The organism is Streptomyces ipomoeae 91-03, from assembly GCF_000317595.1.
Lineage (GTDB): Bacteria > Actinomycetota > Actinomycetes > Streptomycetales > Streptomycetaceae > Streptomyces > Streptomyces ipomoeae.
In genome coordinates, this window is the sequence record NZ_AEJC01000440.1 from 52,605 (window position 1) to 70,058 (window position 17,454).

Sequence of the window (17,454 nt, forward strand, 5' to 3'; positions counted from 1 at the left end):
TTGAACCATGGGTCAAGTTGTGGGGGGCGGAAAATGCGACCATGGATGACGCCGACATCACGACCAGGAGGAACGCCGGATGCGGGCCGACGCGCAACGCAACGCGCAGAAGCTGCGGGCAGCAGCAGCCGAGCTCTTCCATGAGCGCGGCCTCCAGGCACCCCTGAAGGAGATCGCCCGCCGGGCCGGCGTGAGCCACGGCACCCTCTACAACCTCTTCGGCAGCCGCGAGGCGCTCATCGACGAGGTGGTCACCGACCTGGCCGCGGGCCGGCTCGACGCGGTCGCCGAGGAGGCGCTGGCCCGCGAGGACGCCTGGGACGGGTTCGCGTACTACATCGAGAAGCTCTGCGAGATGCAGCTCACCGACCCCGTGATCGCCGACGTGGTCACCGGCCGCTACCCGGGCGCCGCACGCCTGATGGCCGTCTGCGAGCGTGCGCGCGTCGCCGCCGTGCGCATCATCGAGCGGGCGCAGCGGTCCGGCGCCCTGCGGCCCGACTTCACCAACGAGGACCTGCTGTTCGTCTTCGCCGCCAACGCGCAGCTGTCCCGCGCCGCCAAGGACACCGCCCCCGACGCCTGGCGCCGAGGCGTCGCCCTCGCCCTCGACGGCCTGCGCACCGAAGCCGCCCACCCCCTGCCCGCGGCCCCGCTGACGCCGCAACAGTTCAAGGAGGTCATGAGCAACCTGGCGGGCACGGCGTAAGGGCGTCCCGGAGAGCCGGGCGGCTCCGAAGGAGTGGACTCACCGGAGCGCGTGCCGGACGGGGGCGTACGACCGGAGAAGGACACTCTGGTACTCCTGGGCTTCCGGCCGACGGTCACTGTGGGCGGCGCAGCCCCGTGATGAGGAGTTCGACCAGGCGGCGGGCGTCGTAGTGGGGGTTGTTCTCGGCGCCGATGCAGAGGTTGCCGACGCCGCGCATGAGTTCGAGGGCGCCGATGTCGGTGCGGATCTCGCCGGCGGCGGCCGAGGCTTCGAGCAGGCGGGTGCAGACGGGGACGAGGCGGTCGAGGAAGTACGCGTGCAGCGTCTCGAAGCCGGCGTTGTCCGACTGCAGTACGGCGGCCAGGCCGTGCTTGGTGACCAGGAAGTCGACGAAGAGGTCGATCCACTGTCGCAGGGCGGCGTAGGGGGTCGGGCCGCTCGCCAGCAGGGCGGGGCCGGCCTCGGCGCACGCCTCCACCTGGTGCCGGTAGACGGCGATGATGAGGTCCGCCCGCGTCGGGAAGTGGCGGTAGATCGTGGCCGTGCCGACGCCCGCCCTGGCCGCGATGTCGCGCACCGGCGCCTCCACGCCCGACTCGACGAAGACCGCGGCGGCCGCGTCGAGCAGGGTCTCCTCGTTGCGCCGGGCGTCCGCCCGTCTGGGCCGGGACGGCCGGGCCGCCGTCTCCGCTTCCCGCCGGTCACTGTCCTTCATCGCTGCGCTCCCTTCGCGTCCACACCCTAACGGCGTTGCTAAACGGGACACCGTTCCGTATCGTCGGCACTGTCAAACGGGACGCTGTTCCGTTTAATTGCCCTACTTCGAAGGGACTCAGTCATGCAGTACCGCACCCTGGGCCGTACCGGCGTCCAGGTCAGCTCTCTCGCGCTCGGCGCGATGAACTTCGGCGCGATCGGGCGCACCACCCAGGACGAGGCGACCGCCGTCGTCGACGCCGCGCTGGCGGCCGGGGTCAATCTCATCGACACCGCCGACATGTACGGCGCCGGTGAGTCGGAGGAGATGGTCGGCAAGGCCATCGCCGGTCGCCGCGACGACATCGTGCTGGCGACGAAGGCGACCATGCCGATGGGCGACGAGCGCAACCACCGGGGCAGTTCGCGCCGCTGGCTGGTCACCGCGCTGGACGACAGCCTGCGCCGGCTCGGCGTCGACCATGTCGACCTCTACCAGATCCACCGTTGGGACCCGGCCACCAGTGACGAGGAGACACTGTCCGCGCTGACCGACCTCCAACGCGCGGGAAAGATCCGCTACTTCGGCTCCTCGACCTTCCCCGCCTACCGCATCGTGCAGGCCCAGTGGGCGGCCCGCGAACATCACCTGAGCCGTTATGCCACCGAACAGCCCAGCTACTCCGTCCTCCAGCGCGGGATCGAGGCCCATGTGCTGCCCGTGACCGAGGAGTACGGGCTCGGTGTGCTGGCGTGGAGCCCGTTGGCCTCGGGCTGGCTGACCGGCGCGATCCGCGAGGGGCGGTCCATCACCACCAGCCGCTCGGCGATCATGCCGGAGCGCTTCGACCTCGCGGTCCCCGCCAACCGGGCCAGGCTCGACGCCGTCGAGCGGCTGGCCGGGGTCGCCGACGAGGCCGGGCTGACCCTGATCCAGCTCGCGCTCGGCTTCGTGACCGCGCACCCCGCCGTGACGAGCGCCCTCATCGGCCCCCGCACGCTCGGCCATCTGCACTCACAACTCGCCGCCGCCGACACCGTGCTCCCCGCCGATGTCCTCGACGCGATCGACGAGATCGTCGCCCCCGGCACCGATCTGGCCCCGCACGAGAAGCACGACACCCCGCCCGCGCTCCTCGACGCGTCACTGCGCCGCCGCTGAGCCAAAGGGACGAGCAGGCTGAACCGAAGGGACAAGCAGAATGACGAACCACCCCCGATTCGGCATCATGACCGCCCCCTCGCAGGTCGACTACCAGGACATCCTGCGGGTCTGGCGCGAGGCGGACGCGATACCGGAGATCGAGCACGCCTGGCTGTACGACCACCTCATGCCGATCTTCGGCGACCCCAACGGACCGACCTACGAAGGCTGGACACTCCTGGCCGCTCTCGCCGCCCAGACCCGTCGACTGCGCCTCGGCGTCATGGTGACGAGCAACCGGTTCCGGCCGCCCGCGCTGCTGGCCAAGATCGCCACGACCGTGGACGTCGTCTCCGGCGGCCGGCTCGACTTCGGCATCGGCGTCGGCTCACGCCCGAACCCACCCCGGGCCCGGCGCGAGTACCCCGCCCACGGCCTGCCCTTCCAGGACCCCGCGGGGGCCGTGGAAAGCCTCGCCGAGGCGTGCACACTGATCCGCCGCCTGTGGACCGAGCCCGAACCCTTCGACTTCCACGGCACCCACCACCACCTCACCGGAGCGTTCGGCAGCCCCAAGCCCGTCCAGCGCCCCCATCCGCCGATCCTCATCGGCGGCCGTTCCGCCGCGACCCTCCGCGTGGTCGCCGAGCACGCCGACCTCTGGAACATCCCGGGCGGCGACCTCGACGACTGCGTCCGCCGCGGCGCCCTGCTGGACCGCTACTGCGCCGAGATCGGCCGCGACCCCGCCACCCTCACCCGCTCCATCCACCTGCCCGTCTCCTACGACCACCCCGGCACCACCCGGCAGGCCGTCGACGAGGCGATCACCGCCGGCTTCACCCACATCGTCCTCGGCCTGCCGGCGCCGTACCCCACCGACGTCGCCCGCCGGCTCACCGACGAAGTCATCGGCCCCAGGTAGCCGAGGCAGCCGCGGCGCTCGCCTCAACGCGCTCGCCCTGCAACGCTCTTCGCGCCCCGGTCCAAGAGAAGGTGGAGTGCGCCGCCGTGGTGCTGGTCTGCGCCGTGGGGAGCGCGTACCGGCACGGCGACGGGCGCCATGTCACCGGGCGCGGAGGGATCGTGGCGTTCCTCGCCGTACTCCTGCCGCTGTGCGCCCTGACCCACCGTCGCGTCGAAGCGGGCTTCGTCGCCCTCCGTTTCCCTACACGCCGATCGGCGTCGCAGGAAACCTACGACAAACATTTGCCAGCTACTAGGGGTTCGCCCGGAGGGGTTTCGCCCCCGCCGCGCTGTGTGGGGGCGGGTGCGGGTTCGTGGGGGCTGGTCGCGCCCACGCGGCGGAGCCGCACATCGATACGGCCCCGCGCCCCTTACGGGGCGCGGCTTGGGCTACAGCGACTGTGGGAACGTGAAGAAACGGTTCGGGTCGTACTTCTTCTTTACGGTGGTGAGGCGGGCGGCGGCGTCGCCGTAGTACGCCTTCTTCCAGTTGGAGAGCGTGGGGTCCGTGTAGTTCTGGTACGCGGCGCCCGAGGCATGGCGGGACATCGCCTTGTGGGCCGTGTTGAGCCAGGACTGGGCGGTCGTGCCGGATGTGCCGCGCTTCCAGGAGGTCAGGTACTGGGCGAGCATCCGGGAGCGGCGGTGGACGAACGCCGTGGCCGTGGGGGAGACGCGGTTGACCTGGCCGCCGAGGGCCGTGAGCTGGATGCTGCCCGCGCCGCCCCGTACGCCGGTGATCTGGGTCAGCAGGGTCTGGATGCCCGCCGAGGAGATCGAGCGGTCGAAGAAGTCCGAGCGGGCGGCGTACGTCTCACGGCCCAGCGCGCCCTTGGGATTGCGACCGGGCGTCGAGCCGGGCAGATGGCACTTCGCGTCGTCGGTGAAGGAGGAGCAGCCGGCGTACAACTCCATGGCGGATTCGTACGAGCGGCGCTTGAGGGTGACGCTGCGGGCCGGGGTGCCGACCCGGTCGGCGAGACGGTCGAGGGCGTTCTGGAGTTCGCCGTAGGTGCCGAGGGAGAAGGCGGCGACCGAGATGGACGGGGTGCCGCCGTTCTCTATGTGGCAGGACGACCAGATCTCGTCGGGCTGGGCCGGGCCCCACTCCTGCCAGGCCTTCACCACGGCGGCGGCCTTCGACCAGGGCCAGGTGAGGTACGCGGTGACGCCCTGGGGCGCCGGGTGGGTCTTGAAGCGGAGCTCCGTGACCACGCCGAAGTTGCCGTTGCCGGCGCCGCGCAGGGCCCAGAAGAGGTCCTTGTTGGTGGTCGCGTTGGCGGTGAGTTGCTTTCCGTCCGCCGTGATCAGGGTCGCCTGGGTGAGGCTGTCGCAGGTCAGGCCGTAGGCGCGGGACGTCACGCCGTGGCCGCCGCCGAGGGTCAGACCGGAGACGCCGACGGTCGGGCAGGAGCCGGCGGGGATGGTGACGCCCTTCGCGGCGAGCGCCCGGTAGACGTCGATGAGCTTGGCGCCGGCGCCGACGACCGCCTCGTTCGCGGAGGCGCGGACCTTGCTCAGCTTGGAGACGTCGATGACCAGGCGGCCGTTGCCGGAGGACCAACCCGCGTACGAGTGGCCGCCGTTGCGGATGGAGACCTTGATGTCGTGGGCCTTGGCGTAGGCGAGGGTCGTACGGATGTCGTCGGCGTGGGCCACGTATGCGACGGCCGTGGGCTTCAGGTCGTCGTAGCGGGTGTTGTAGAGCAGGCGGGCCGTGGACCAGGCCTTGTCGCCGGGGCGGATGAGGGGGCCGTCGAGGTCGCGGGCCAGGGCGGACCAGCTGGCGGGGGTGGGCTTCTTGCCGGAGCCGGTGGCGGTGGTGGTTGTGCCGGTGCGCAGGGAGGTGTTTGTGGCGGGGGTGCCGTCGGCTCCGCCTGAGCAGCCGGTTGCGGCTGCGGCTGCCAGTGCGGCTGCGCCGCTGCCTATGAACGTGCGCCGTTCCATGTGCGCCTCCCGGTGCGCCGCGAGTTGGGGTCGTGGAACGAGACGAGGTTGGTGAGGGGTGGGTTCCCGGGGGGCCGGGTTTGTTTCGCCCCCGCCGCCCCTACCCGTCCCATCCCACAGGGGCCGACGCCCCTTCGACCCCCGCGGGAGAGCTCGGGGGGTGGGGTGCGGTCGGCGGGTGCGGGTTCGTGGGGGCTGGTCGCGCCCACGCGGCGGAGCCGCAAATCGATACAGCCCCGCGTGCCCCTTACGGGGCGCGGCTCCCCGCGCCGCCTTACGGGCGTTGGTCCCTCCGGTGGCGGAACCTTTGGTTCCAGTAGCGTTGTGATCGCTTCCCGTTCGGGACCTTCACGTGTTCTCGCCGTGAGCGTTCCGTGACCTAACCACACTGTTGGCAGGGGTTCACTCGCCGTTCACTTGCGTCGTTGGGTGGCTTCACCTGATCTGCTTAATTTCGGCCTTACCCGGTGCGGGGTACGGGCCGAAATGCGCCCCAATGCCCCGTGACGACAGCAGCCTGAGGATGAAAGGTACGAGTACCAAAAAGTCCCAAGGCTGGTACGACGACTTCGCACGCCGCCACGTGGACGGCGGCTCCTGGAAGGAACTCCCGAAAGTGAAGCTTCAGCGCAAGAACCGGCTGCGCGCCCTTTCTCTCGGTGCTGTCGCCGTCACCGGCGCCCTGACCCTGACGGCGTGCGGTTCCGACGACACGTCCGGTGGCACCGGTGGCTCCGGCGACAGCTCGGCGTCGGCGGCGAACAGCAACATCGACTGCGGCGACGCCAAGGGCCAGCTGCTGGCCGACGGCTCCTCCGCGCAGAAGAACGCGATCGACGCATGGGTCAAGCAGTACTCGGCCTCCTGCAAGGACGTGGTGATCAACTACAAGGGCAGCGGTTCGGGCGCCGGTATCACCGCGTTCACCCAGGGTCAGGTCGCCTTCGCCGGCTCCGACTCCCCGCTGAAGCCCGAAGAGGTCACGGCCTCCAAGGAGGTCTGCTCCGGCGGCCAGGGCATCGACCTTCCGATGGTCGGCGGCCCGATCGCGGTCGGCTACAACGTCCCGGGTGTCGACAACCTGGTCCTGGACGCCAAGACCCTCGCCCTGATCTTCGACAGCAAGATCAAGAACTGGAACGACAAGGCCATCGCGACGCTGAACCCCGACGCGAAGCTGCCCGACCTCAAGATCCAGCCCTTCCACCGCTCGGACGAGTCCGGTACCACGGACAACTTCACCAAGTACCTGATCGCCGCCGCGCCCGACAACTGGAAGTACGAGGGCGGCAAGGCCTGGCAGGCCGAGGGCGGCCAGTCCGCGCAGGGCTCCTCCGGTGTCGCGCAGGGCGTGAAGGAGACCAAGGGCGCGATCTCCTACATGGAGCTCTCGTACGCCAAGGACGGCATCAGCACGGTCGACGTCAAGACCGGTGCCGCCGAGCCGGTCAAGGCGACCGTCGAGAACGCCACCAAGGCCATCGCCGAGGCCGAGGTCGTCGGCACCGGCAAGGACCTCTCGCTGAAGCTGAACTACACGCCGACCGCCGAGGGTGCCTACCCGATCACCCTGGTCACCTACGAGATCGTCTGTGACAAGGGCAACAAGGCGGACACCCTGCCCGCCACCAAGTCCTTCCTCACCTACATCGCGTCCGAGGACGGCCAGGGGCTGCTCTCCGAGGCCGGCTACGCGCCGATGCCCGAGGAGATCATCGCCAAGGTCCGTACGACCATCTCGGAACTGAGCTGATGTGAGTGCGGCCCGATCCCGGTCCCGGGGTCGGGCCGCATCGTCCGGTGCACCGCCGCCAGGAGCCTCCCCCCACTCGCGGGTGGCTCCGCCCCGAGCCGCCGCCCGCACGACGCCGGCTCCGCAGACCGGAGAACCTGATGGACATATCTACGACAAAAGACACCGCTCCCCCCACCCCACAGCCTTCCGGAGCCGACCAGAAGCGGGCCGCGCGCGGCGCCACCCGCCCCGGTGACCGGATCTTCCTCGGCCTCAGCCGCGGTTCCGGCATCTTCCTGCTTGTGCTCATGGCGGCCATCGCCGTGTTCCTCAGCTACCGGGCCGCGCTCGCGATCAGCAAGGACGAGGGCAACTTCTTCACCACCTTCGAGTGGAACCCCACCGCGGTCCCGCCGGTCTTCGGTATCGCGGTGCTGGCCTTCGGCACCATCGTCTCCTCGATCATCGCCATGGCCATCGCGGTTCCGGTCGCGGTCGGCATCGCCCTGTTCATCACGCACTACGCCCCGCGCAAGCTCGGCGGCCCCATCGCGTACGTGATCGACCTGCTCGCCGCCGTGCCGTCCATCGTCTACGGCCTCTGGGGCATCCTGGTCCTCGTACCGCAGCTCGACGGCCTCTACGGCTGGCTGAACGACTACCTCGGCTGGACCGGCATCTTCGAATGGCAGGGCGGTGCCCCCCGTTCGATGTTCACCGTCGGCATCCTGCTCGCGATCATGATCCTGCCGATCATCACCAACGTGAGCCGCGAGGTCTTCGGCCAGGTCCCGCAGATGCACGAGGAGGCCGCCCTGGCCCTCGGCGCCACGCGGTGGGAGGTCATCCGGATGGCCGTCCTGCCCTTCGGGCGTTCCGGTGTCATCTCCGCCTCGATGCTCGGCCTCGGCCGCGCCCTCGGCGAGACGATGGCCGTGGCCATGGTCCTGTCCCCCAGCTTCGAGATCAACGCCAGCCTGCTCGACCCGGGCGGCGGTACCTTCGCCCAGAACATCGCCAGCAAGTTCAGCGAGGCCACCGAGATGGGCCGTGACGCCCTCATCGCCTCCGGTCTGGTCCTGTTCGTGATCACCCTGCTGGTCAACGGCGCGGCCCGCCTGATCATCGCCCGCCGCAAGGAGTTCTCGGGGGCCAACGCATGAGCAACACAACCCTCTCCAGCCCCAGCAGCCTGAAGGCCGCGACCCTGCCCAAGTGGTTCCCCTGGGCGGTCGCCGGGGGCTCGGTCGCCCTGGGCCTCGGCATCAGCGCGGTGGCCGGCCTCGAAAGCTCCATCCAGTGGGCCCTGATCGCCGGTGTCCTCTTCGTCCTCGGCTCGTACGGCATCTCCGCGCGTGTCGAGGGCCGCCGGCAGGCCAAGGACCGGGTCGCGACCAGCCTCGTCTGGGTCGCCTTCCTCCTCGCCGTCGTCCCGCTGGCCTCCCTCGTCTACGAGACCGTCAAGCGCGGTGTGAAGGTCCTCGACGGCTACTTCCTCAGCCACTCGATGGGCGTGGTCGCCACCTCCGAGCCCGGCGGCGGCATCTACCACGCCATCCTCGGCACCCTGGAGCAGGTCGGCCTCGCCACCGCGATCTCCGTGCCGATCGGTGTGCTGACCGCGATCTACCTGGTCGAATACGGTCGCGGCAATCTCGCGAAGGCCGTCACCTTCTTCGTCGACGTCATGACGGGCATCCCGTCGATCGTCGCGGGTCTGTTCATCCTCAGTACCTGGATCCTGATGCTGGGCATGGGCCCCTCCGGCTTCGCCGGCGCCATGGCCCTGACGATCCTGATGCTGCCGGTCGTCGTCCGCTCCACCGAGGAGATGCTCAAGCTCGTCCCGAACGAGCTGCGCGAGGCCTCGCTGGCGCTGGGCGTGCCGAAGTGGCGCACCATCCTGAAGGTCGTACTGCCGACCGCCATCGGGGGTATCACGACGGGTGTGATGCTGGCCGTCGCCCGTATCGCCGGTGAGACCGCTCCGGTCCTGCTGCTGGTGTGGGGTTCGAACTTCATCAACGCGAACCCCTTCTCCGACCCGCAGGCGTCCCTGCCGATGTACATCTACCTGCAGTTCCAGCAGAGTGGTGGCTCCGGTGCGGCGTACGACCGTGCCTGGGCGGCGTCGCTGACGCTCATCGCCTTCATCATGATCATGAATCTCGCGGCCCGCGGCATCGCCCGCTGGAAGGCCCCGCGTTAATCATGTGCGGCTCAGCCGCGCGGCCGGCCGCTGACGCGGCCATAACAGCGACCAGTTCCCCGCGAGACCCGCGAAAGAAGCAGTGATTCACATGGCCAAGCGAATTGACGTCAGCGGCCTCCACGCCTACTACGGCTCCTTCCGTGCCGTCGAGGACATCTCGATGACCATCGAGCCCCGTTCCGTGACGGCCTTCATCGGCCCCTCCGGCTGCGGCAAGTCCACGTTCCTGCGCACGCTCAACCGCATGCACGAGGTCACGCCGGGCGGCCGGGTCGAGGGCAAGGTCATGCTCGACGACGAGAACCTGTACGGCGCCGGTGTCGACCCCGTCGCCGTGCGGCGTGAGGTCGGCATGGTCTTCCAGCGTCCGAACCCCTTCCCCACGATGTCCGTCTACGACAACGTGGCCGCCGGTCTGAAGCTGGTCGGCAGCAAGAAGAAGTCCGAGATGGACGACATCGTCGAGAAGTCCCTCAAGGGCGCGAACCTCTGGAACGAGGTGAAGGACCGCCTCAGCAAGCCGGGTTCCGGTCTGTCCGGCGGTCAGCAGCAGCGACTCTGCATCGCCCGCGCGATCGCCGTCGAGCCGAAGGTGCTGCTCATGGACGAGCCGTGCTCCGCGCTCGACCCGATCTCCACGCTCGCCATCGAGGACCTCATCGGTGAGCTGAAGGAGCGGTTCACGATCGTCATCGTGACGCACAACATGCAGCAGGCGGCGCGTGTGTCCGACCGTACGGCGTTCTTCAACCTCGCCGCCGTCGGGCAGCCGGGCAAGCTCATCGAGATCGACGACACGGAGCGGATCTTCTCCAACCCGTCCGTACAGGCCACGGAGGACTACATCTCCGGCCGCTTCGGCTAGGTCGTACACAGGACTCCTCGCGGTGCTGCATGGCGGTGCCACCGCGAGGTAGGAAAAGGGCCCGCCCCCTGGCTCCCGGGGGGCGGGCCCGTCGTTCTTCGCTGCCACGGCAGCTACAGGAACGCCAGGTTCACCAGCCAGAAGCTCGTCGCCGCCACCGTGGCCGCGGCCGGCATCGTGATGAACCAGCCCAGGATGATGTTCTTGGCCACGCCCCAGCGGACCGCGTTCACTCGCTTCGTCGCGCCGACGCCCATGATCGCCGAGGTGATGACATGGGTCGTGGAGATCGGCGCCTTGAACAGGAACGCCGTGACGAACATGATCGAGGCGCCCGTGGTCTCCGCCGCGAAGCCCTGGGGCGGGTCCAGCTCGATGATCTTCCGGCCGAGGGTGCGCATGATGCGCCAACCGCCCGCGTACGTGCCGAGCGACAGCATCACCGCGCACACGATCTTGACCCAGACCGGGATGGGGTCGCCGTAGTCCTCGACGTCGGCGATGACCAGGGCCATCACCACGATGCCCATGGTCTTCTGGGCGTCCTGGAGGCCGTGGCCGAGGGCCATGCCGGCCGCCGAGACGGTCTGGGCTATACGGAAGCCGCGCTTGGCCTTGTGCGGGTTGGCGCGGCGGAAGATCCACATGATCGCGGTCATGACCAGATAGCCGACGACCAGGCCGACGAAGGGGGAGAGGAACATCGGGATGACGATCTTCTCCAGGACGCCGGACCAGTAGACCGTCGTACCGCCCGCCAGGGCCGCGCCGACCATGCCGCCGAACAGCGCGTGCGACGAGGACGACGGCAGACCGAAGTACCACGTGATCAGGTTCCACGTGATGGCGCCGACGAGCGCCGCGAAGAGGATGCCCATCCCCTTCGAGCCCTCGGGGGTCTGGATCAGACCCTCGCTGACGGTCTTGGCCACGCCACTGCCGAGGAACGCGCCTGCCAGGTTCATGACCGCTGCCATCGCCAGCGCGGCCCGTGGTGTCAGCGCGCGGGTCGACACGGAGGTCGCGATCGCGTTGGCCGAGTCGTGGAAGCCGTTCGTGTAGGTGAAGAAGAGTGCGACGCCGATGGTCACGACCAGAGCGAAGGTGTCCATGAACGGCTCAGGACTCCTTGACGGCGATGGTCTCCACCGTGTTCGCCACGTGCTCGAAGGCGTCCGCCGCCTCCTCCAGCACATCCACGATCTGCTTCAGCTTGAGGACCTCTATGGCGTCGTACTTGCCGTTGAAGAGGTGGGCCAGCAGCTTGCGGTGGATCTGGTCCGCCTGGTTCTCCAGCCGGTTGACCTCGATCCAGTACTCGGTGAGGTTGTCCATGGTCCGGAGGTTGGGCATCGCCTCGGCCGTCAGTTCGGCGGCACGTGCCAGCACCTCGATCTGCTGCTCGACGCCCTTGGGAAGTTCCTCGACGTTGTAGAGGACGACCAGGTCGACGGCCTCCTCCATGAAGTCCATGATGTCGTCGAGGGAGGACGCGAGGGAGTAGATGTCCTCGCGGTCGAAGGGCGTGATGAAGGAGGAGTTCAGCTGGTGGAAGATCGCGTGCGTGGCGTCGTCACCGGCGTGTTCCGCTGCCCGCATACGCTCCGCGATCTCGGCCCGGGCGGAGGCGTCCGCCCCAAGCAGTTCCATCAGGAGCTTCGAGCCCGTGACGATGTTGTCCGCGGACGCGGCGAACATGTCGTAGAAGCTCGTCTCCCTGGGGGTCAGACGAAAGCGCACGTGGGGTCCTCGGTAGGCATTGATTTCGGTCAGGGTGATGCTAGGCGCATCATCCGGCCACGGCTAATGCTCCGTTCCCCAGTGTCACCCATGAGTCCATGTGATCTACACGGGGGCGTACGGGGAACCCGTCGGCGCCCGGGAAGGCGCACGGCGGGCGGGTACGGCGGTTACCGTCGGCCACAGAGCCCATACCCAGCAAAGTTCGTTACCATATACCTACCTGGGGTATATGCCGGAGACGTCTGTGGGAGGACGCGATGACGACCACCGAGGCCGGAGCGACGGTGCCCTCCGAGGAGGCCGCCGACATCGTGGTGACCGACCACGACCGTGGAATCCACGGGTACCACAAGCAGAAGGGCGAACACCTGAAGCGGCTGCGCCGTATCGAGGGGCAGATCCGAGGGCTGCAGCGGATGGTCGACGAGGACGTCTACTGCATCGACATACTCACCCAGGTCTCCGCCTCCACCAAGGCCCTGCAGTCCTTCGCGCTCCAGCTCCTGGAGGAGCACCTCCGGCACTGCGTCGCCGACGCGGCCCTCAAGGGCGGCGCCGAGGTCGACGCGAAGGTGGAGGAGGCCACGAAGGCGATCGGGCGGTTGTTGCGGACCTGAGGGGATGTAAGGGATACGGGGGATGTGGGTGATATGGGGGGATTTGGGGGAGTAGGGGTGTCGGTGGAGGCGGTCTGACGGGTAGGGCGGCCGGTGGCTGAAATTCGCCGGGTACGGCCCACGCCGTAGTCGGGCGGATCGGCGGGATACGGCCTCTGTGGTCGTCCGGCGGATCGGATGCGCCCGGAATCTGCGCTCGTCCCCGGCCCCGGGCCTCTGGAACTACTCGGCGTCCTGGGCGCGTTCTTCCGATACCCTCAGCACCTCGTCGATGCGGGCCGGGCTGAGGCGGTCGCCGTCGGTGGTGGAGGCGGCGATGATGAGGTCGCCGCAGAGTTCGATCTCGGCGAGGGCCACGTGGTCCTGAACCGCCGTACCGCCTGCCGGAGCCACGCGCATCACCTCTTCTCCGCCAACACCGACTTCCTAGGGTAGGCAGGCATCCACAGTCGGCGCATGGCACCAACGGACCATTTCCGGCCCGCCGTTTTTCCGCCTCAAGTCCTACCCGGCGCCCTTGACTTCCCCCGCCCCGCCGTGGCCCGAACCCGCCGTTCCTCGGGCTCCGTGCACCCCGGTCCCCGTTACTCCTCGGCGATCTTCCCGGCGTAGATGTCCTCCGACCTCGGCAGTCGTACGGCCACAGGGACGCCGAAGTCGTACAGCAGCGTCGTCGAGGCGACGGCGACCGTGCCCTGTTGCCGGCCGTTGACGAAGCTGAAGCGGTGGCGGACCTTGCGCAGGCGGCCCTCGCTGTCGAGGTAGGCGTCGAAGGGGACCTCGGCGGTGGCGAAGCCCTTGGCCGCGGCGCGCAGGGGCGCCCGGTTGCCCTCCGAGGCGGTGCGGGAGGCGGTGGTGAGGTCGGCGGTGCCGCGGAAGTGGCGGACCGGGGTGCCCTCGACCTCGGTCTGGCCGACGTACGTCGCCGTACGCGTCCCGCGCAGTACTTCGGCGGCGGCGAACGGGTCGGTGGCGCCGCCGGTGACCAGGTTGCCGTCGGAGAGGGAGCCGGTCTCGACGCGGACCCATTTGTCCGGGGGGACGCCCGCGCCGCGGTTCTTCATGAACAGGGCACCGGGGGCGAGGAGTTCGGTGATCGGGCGGTGCTCGCTGATGCCGGCGGCGTCCTGCGGGAGCAGCACCTTGAGCCTGCCGCGCTGCTTGCCGTAGTCGTAGACGCCCTCGCCGTGGATGGTGACGCGGGTGCCGCCGGTGGCCATCTCCATCTCCGTACGGGCCTTGGAACTGCCGGCGCGGACCAGGGTGGCGGCGGTGCGGTGGAGGAGTTCGACGGGGTCGCCCGGGTCGCCGGGGAGGGCGTCGTCGAGGCCGCCGGTCGCGCAGCCCAGGGGGGAGATCATCAGTCCCGCCGCGACGACCACCGAGCCCGTCCTGCTGTGCCGCCGCGTCACCATCGCCTGTCGACCCCCTGACCGGTCCGTACCGGGTCCTCCTGTCGTCGGGGTTAACGACGGGTAAGAGAGGTCGTCACGCGAGGTCGCCGGGGGCGGGTCGGCGGGTAGCTCTTACCTGCCCTGGGTAATGTCCGGAGTGTGGCACAGCACGACGACCGGGCATCCGGGTCGCAGGAGCAACACCGCACAACCACCGTCGAACAGGGCCCCTTCTGCGTGGCCCGCTGCACCTGCGGCTGGCGCGGCCCGGCCCGCCGGGCCCGGAGTCTGGCGAGAGAGGACGCGGCGGGGCACGGGGGCGACGGGTGAGGTCTACGGGGCGGCGGGCTCGGGGCGGTAGCAGACCACTCCGGCGATGTTGACCCGTCCCCGGTTGCGGCTGCGCACCCGCACCACCGGCCGCTGCCCGCGCGGCGCCCAGGTGCGTCCCTTCGGCGGCCTCAGCCCCTGGCCGGCCTCATCCTCGAAGCAGATGTGGGCGCCCAAGTGGGCCGCGGTCTTTTTACCTGCGGCCACACCTTCGTCTTCCACACCTCGATCGCCTCCTCGTCCCGCTCCAGCGCCCGCCGCACGGGCACCTGGCAGCTCCAGCCGTGCCGCCGCAGCAGCTTCCACACGCCCTGGACGGTGTAGCCGACGTGGAACATCCGCCCGATCAGCAGCTTGACCCGCTTCGGCGTCCAGCCCTGGAACTCGTCGTCAAAGCCGCGGGCGAGCGGACCGCGCCGTAACTCCCGCTCCAGCCGCTCCCATTGGGCAGGGCTCAGCCGCACCACCGATGTCGGCCCTGTCGAGCGCAACGCGTCCGCACCGCCCTGCTCCCACGCCCGCCGCCAACGCCGCACCGTAGCGCCGAGCGGGGCAGCCGCGCCGACGACAGCACAGCCCCACCGAATGCCCCCAGTGCTACCGATGTCGCCCAAGGTCACCGTGCCGACACCGGCACCAGAGCATGGCCGTGCGTTCCCGCCGAGCCACATGAGCCCCTATGCGGCCGAGGCGAAAGCCAACCTGCCGATCACCGACAATCGCAATCCCGTACGGCCCTACCTTGACGTGGCGCCCCGCAAGCGCCAGTCCACGCCCAAGGAGCGAGCCCAGGCGGAGCGGCGGTGGGCCCTCAAAATGGCTGCACGAGGAATCGATGTTGGGCCGAGCGTGATCCATGGTGTGCACGTGGGGGCGGGTAGCCGAACGATCCTTGTGGAGGCTGCCGTATGAGCGCGGGAACGGAGTCCGTGTGGGAGGGCAAGGCGGCCGTGTCCCTGGATGACTGGATTGCTGAGGAGTTGGAGCGGGCGCCCGAGCCGACACCCGAACAGCTGGGGAGCCTCAAAGCCATCTTCGACTCAGCGTCGATCCCACAAGATGTCAGTCCCTGATTGCGGCATCTGACGTATGAAGAGCCCCGTCCGGCGAGTGCCGAGCGGGGCTCTCTGTGTTGGGGATATAAGCCCCTGGCTATAGCTGGATGACTGAGTCCGGCGACCTTCCCGTGCTGGATCGGCTCGTCTTTGTGGTCCGGCTGCACCAGGTGAACATCGAGCCGCACGGCGAGGAAGGCTTCGAACTTCCTGTCAGCGAAGCCCTTGTCGGCCAGGATCACCTGCCCGGCTCGCACGAGGCGGCGCAGGGCAGCGGCGTGGAGTCGATCAGCCGGAGGCTGTCATGCCAGGTCGGCCCCTGCCGGGTGAGCATCTTGATCACCTGACTGATCAGCGGCCCGGCGGCGTTGAGCTGCTTCTCTGCCAGGTTTGGCGCGCGATGGGTGTAGCCGACGGCGGGGTGGACATGCCGCGGTCGGCCTAATGGCCCCGCACGGCCGATGTGCGGCGGCACTCTGTACGAACTGTGCTCGACGGGGGCACCGTGCCCGTCGCCGGATACGCACGAGTGGCAGCTCAGGGACTTGGGGAGGAGGGTGGGGTCATGGCGGAGGGTGACCGGCAGTCTCGTCGGAGCATGCCCGACCGGTCGGAAGGATTCGGTGAGCGGCTGCTGGGCCTGCTGCTGGACCGGGCCCACGAGATGCCGCCGCAGCTGATCGCTCCACTGGTCGCGGAGGAGGTGGCCAGGATCGGCGGCCGCGAGGTGTCGATCCTGCTGCAGGACTACGGACAGGAACTGCTGGCGCCGCTACCCGGCAGGGGATTGCTGGTCGGCGGGCCCGAGCCGATCGCCGACTCTCCTGCCGGCAGGGCGTTCCTCAACGCGACCGCCGTCGAGGTCCCGCAGGCGGACGGCGTCCGGATATACCTGCCCCTGCTGGACGGCAGCGACCAGGTGGGGGTACTGGCCGTCACCATGGACACCGTCGACGACGACGACCGGCGCCTGCTGGGCAGGCTCGCCGGACTGGTCGCCGACATGATCGTCACCAAACACAGCTACACCGACCAGTTCTTCCAGGCCAGACGCCGCGAACCCATGAGCGTCGCGGCGGAGATGCAGTGGTCCCTGCTGCCGCCGCTGGCGATGTCGGTTCCGCAGGTCGCGGTCGCCGGGATCCTGGAGCCCGCCTACAGCATCGCCGGTGACAGCTTCGACTACGCCCTCAACGACACGATCCTGCATGCCGCCGTGTTCGACGCGATGGGCCACGGCCTGGAGGCCGCCACGATGGCGACCGTCGCCGTCGGCGCCTACCGGCACGCCCGGCGCGCCCTGGTCGACCTGTCCGAGAAGTACATCTTCATGGATCACGCCATCGCCCAGATGTTCGGGCCCGAACGCTTCGTCACGGCCCAGATGATGTATCTGGACATCGTGGCGGGCAGTCTGCTGTGGGTGAACGCGGGCCACCCGCCTCCGCTGCTGATCCGCGACCACCAGGTCGTGGAGCGGCTGGAGAGCGTGACGACCCTGCCGATCGGCTTCGGCGGACAACGTCCCAAGATCAGCGAGCGACAGCTCCAGCGTGGTGATCGCGTGCTGTTCTACACCGACGGTGTCATCGAGGAGCGCAACCTCGCCGGAGAGACCTTCGGTGAGGACCGTCTCATCAACTGCATCAACCGCATGCAGCCACCGGAAGAGGGACTACGCGGAGAGCTTCGCCGACTCTCCCACACTCTCAAGAAAGAACGAGGCGGGCACACCAGCGACGACGCGACGCTCTTCCTGATCGAGTGGCGCGGGGACACCACCGACCACCTGACCGTCCCCGCCTGAGCTTGTTGTCCCACCACCCGAGCCCGGACTCGAAGCAGCAATGCGCAAGAACGTCAGACCCAGGGCTTCGGTATAGCTGTGAGCTTGTCGCCGTCTGATGGCTCAACGCACCCCAGCCAGCCGCGTCACTGACCTGCCCGAACAGCACATCTGGATGAGTGAGCTCAAACGATCCCCGATCGCCTACGACCATTGAAAACATCGGACTCACTCATCTAGAAGACTCATGAA

Annotated in this window: 16 protein-coding genes and 2 pseudogenes; 10 read left to right on the forward strand and 8 right to left on the reverse strand. The window is 68.9% G+C overall.

Annotated elements, in window-relative coordinates; translation table 11 throughout:
* The first annotated feature begins 79 nt into the window (after positions 1-79).
* The gene (locus tag STRIP9103_RS29475) at positions 80-709 is read left to right on the forward strand and encodes a TetR/AcrR family transcriptional regulator (RefSeq protein WP_009326472.1); all 630 of its coding nucleotides are present in this window, start codon (positions 80-82) and stop codon (positions 707-709) included.
* Positions 710-824: 115 nt separating this feature from the next.
* Here STRIP9103_RS29475 and STRIP9103_RS29480 read toward each other — a convergent pair whose 3' ends face one another.
* Positions 825-1,427, reverse strand: a complete 603-nt coding sequence (locus STRIP9103_RS29480; protein ID WP_009326468.1) for a TetR/AcrR family transcriptional regulator — start codon at positions 1,425-1,427, stop codon at positions 825-827.
* Positions 1,428-1,550: 123 nt separating this feature from the next.
* On the opposite strand from STRIP9103_RS29480, the gene STRIP9103_RS29485 reads away from it, so the two are divergent.
* Both STRIP9103_RS29485 and STRIP9103_RS29490 read left to right on the forward strand, forming a co-directional pair.
* Positions 1,551-2,570 (forward strand): aldo/keto reductase, encoded by a 1,020-nt coding sequence (locus tag STRIP9103_RS29485; protein WP_009326508.1) that lies wholly within the window; start codon positions 1,551-1,553, stop codon positions 2,568-2,570.
* A 40-nt stretch (positions 2,571-2,610) separates the two neighbouring features.
* Positions 2,611-3,477 carry an LLM class flavin-dependent oxidoreductase gene (locus STRIP9103_RS29490; RefSeq protein WP_009326494.1) on the forward strand — a complete coding sequence of 289 codons (867 nt, stop codon included), beginning with the start codon at positions 2,611-2,613 and terminating at the stop codon, positions 3,475-3,477.
* 431 nt (positions 3,478-3,908) lie between these two features.
* On the opposite strand, the gene STRIP9103_RS29495 is transcribed toward STRIP9103_RS29490, so the two are convergent.
* Positions 3,909-5,465, reverse strand: a complete 1,557-nt coding sequence (locus STRIP9103_RS29495; protein ID WP_009326505.1) for an FAD-binding oxidoreductase — start codon at positions 5,463-5,465, stop codon at positions 3,909-3,911.
* Between the two features lie 616 nt (positions 5,466-6,081).
* Between STRIP9103_RS29495 and pstS the strand changes: the two genes are divergently transcribed.
* The 4 genes from pstS to pstB all read left to right on the forward strand — a co-directional run bounded on the left by pstS (position 6,082) and on the right by pstB (position 10,277).
* Entirely contained in the window at positions 6,082-7,218 is a 1,137-nt protein-coding gene (pstS, locus tag STRIP9103_RS29500) for a phosphate ABC transporter substrate-binding protein PstS (RefSeq protein ID WP_181800384.1), read from the forward strand.
* Positions 7,219-7,358: 140 nt separating this feature from the next.
* On the forward strand, positions 7,359-8,363 hold the full coding sequence (gene pstC / locus STRIP9103_RS29505; protein ID WP_009326501.1) for a phosphate ABC transporter permease subunit PstC: 1,005 nt from the start codon (positions 7,359-7,361) through the stop codon (positions 8,361-8,363).
* Positions 8,360-9,409, forward strand: a complete 1,050-nt coding sequence (gene pstA, locus STRIP9103_RS29510; RefSeq protein ID WP_009326513.1) for a phosphate ABC transporter permease PstA — start codon at positions 8,360-8,362, stop codon at positions 9,407-9,409. The genes pstC and pstA overlap by 4 nt, the downstream gene beginning before the upstream one ends.
* Before the next feature lie 91 nt (positions 9,410-9,500).
* Positions 9,501-10,277, forward strand: coding sequence for a phosphate ABC transporter ATP-binding protein PstB (gene pstB, locus STRIP9103_RS29515; RefSeq protein ID WP_009326495.1), 777 nt, complete (start codon positions 9,501-9,503; stop codon positions 10,275-10,277).
* 113 nt (positions 10,278-10,390) lie between these two features.
* On the opposite strand, the gene STRIP9103_RS29520 is transcribed toward pstB, so the two are convergent.
* Positions 10,391-11,389 (reverse strand): inorganic phosphate transporter, encoded by a 999-nt coding sequence (locus tag STRIP9103_RS29520; protein WP_009326485.1) that lies wholly within the window; start codon positions 11,387-11,389, stop codon positions 10,391-10,393.
* Positions 11,390-11,396: 7 nt separating this feature from the next.
* Positions 11,397-12,017, reverse strand: a complete 621-nt coding sequence (locus STRIP9103_RS29525; RefSeq protein ID WP_009326469.1) for a DUF47 domain-containing protein — start codon at positions 12,015-12,017, stop codon at positions 11,397-11,399.
* Between the two features lie 260 nt (positions 12,018-12,277).
* On the opposite strand from STRIP9103_RS29525, the gene STRIP9103_RS29530 reads away from it, so the two are divergent.
* Positions 12,278-12,637: a metal-sensitive transcriptional regulator gene (locus STRIP9103_RS29530; RefSeq protein WP_009326450.1), complete on the forward strand. Its 360-nt coding sequence runs from the start codon at positions 12,278-12,280 to the stop codon at positions 12,635-12,637.
* A gap of 222 nt (positions 12,638-12,859) precedes the next feature.
* Here the strand turns inward: STRIP9103_RS29530 and STRIP9103_RS50835 are convergent, their stop codons facing one another.
* The 3 genes and pseudogenes from STRIP9103_RS50835 to STRIP9103_RS29540 form a co-directional block, all read right to left on the reverse strand.
* Positions 12,860-13,030 carry a hypothetical protein gene (locus STRIP9103_RS50835; protein ID WP_181800385.1) on the reverse strand — a complete coding sequence of 57 codons (171 nt, stop codon included), beginning with the start codon at positions 13,028-13,030 and terminating at the stop codon, positions 12,860-12,862.
* 191 nt (positions 13,031-13,221) lie between these two features.
* Complete coding sequence (locus tag STRIP9103_RS29535) at positions 13,222-14,052, reverse strand: lipoprotein (RefSeq protein ID WP_048821204.1); 831 nt, start codon at positions 14,050-14,052, stop codon at positions 13,222-13,224.
* A 333-nt stretch (positions 14,053-14,385) separates the two neighbouring features.
* Positions 14,386-14,900 (reverse strand): annotated as a pseudogene (locus tag STRIP9103_RS29540) (winged helix-turn-helix domain-containing protein); the annotation flags it as partial.
* A 369-nt stretch (positions 14,901-15,269) separates the two neighbouring features.
* Here STRIP9103_RS29540 and STRIP9103_RS50190 point away from each other — a divergent pair.
* Positions 15,270-15,434 carry a hypothetical protein gene (locus tag STRIP9103_RS50190; RefSeq protein WP_158696919.1) on the forward strand — a complete coding sequence of 55 codons (165 nt, stop codon included), beginning with the start codon at positions 15,270-15,272 and terminating at the stop codon, positions 15,432-15,434.
* A gap of 101 nt (positions 15,435-15,535) precedes the next feature.
* Here the strand turns inward: STRIP9103_RS50190 and STRIP9103_RS53780 are convergent.
* Positions 15,536-15,795 (reverse strand): annotated as a pseudogene (locus STRIP9103_RS53780) (IS982 family transposase); the annotation flags it as partial.
* A 186-nt stretch (positions 15,796-15,981) separates the two neighbouring features.
* Here STRIP9103_RS53780 and STRIP9103_RS29550 point away from each other — a divergent pair.
* Entirely contained in the window at positions 15,982-17,223 is a 1,242-nt protein-coding gene (locus tag STRIP9103_RS29550; protein WP_009326503.1) for a PP2C family protein-serine/threonine phosphatase, read from the forward strand.
* Positions 17,224-17,454 lie beyond the last annotated feature (231 nt).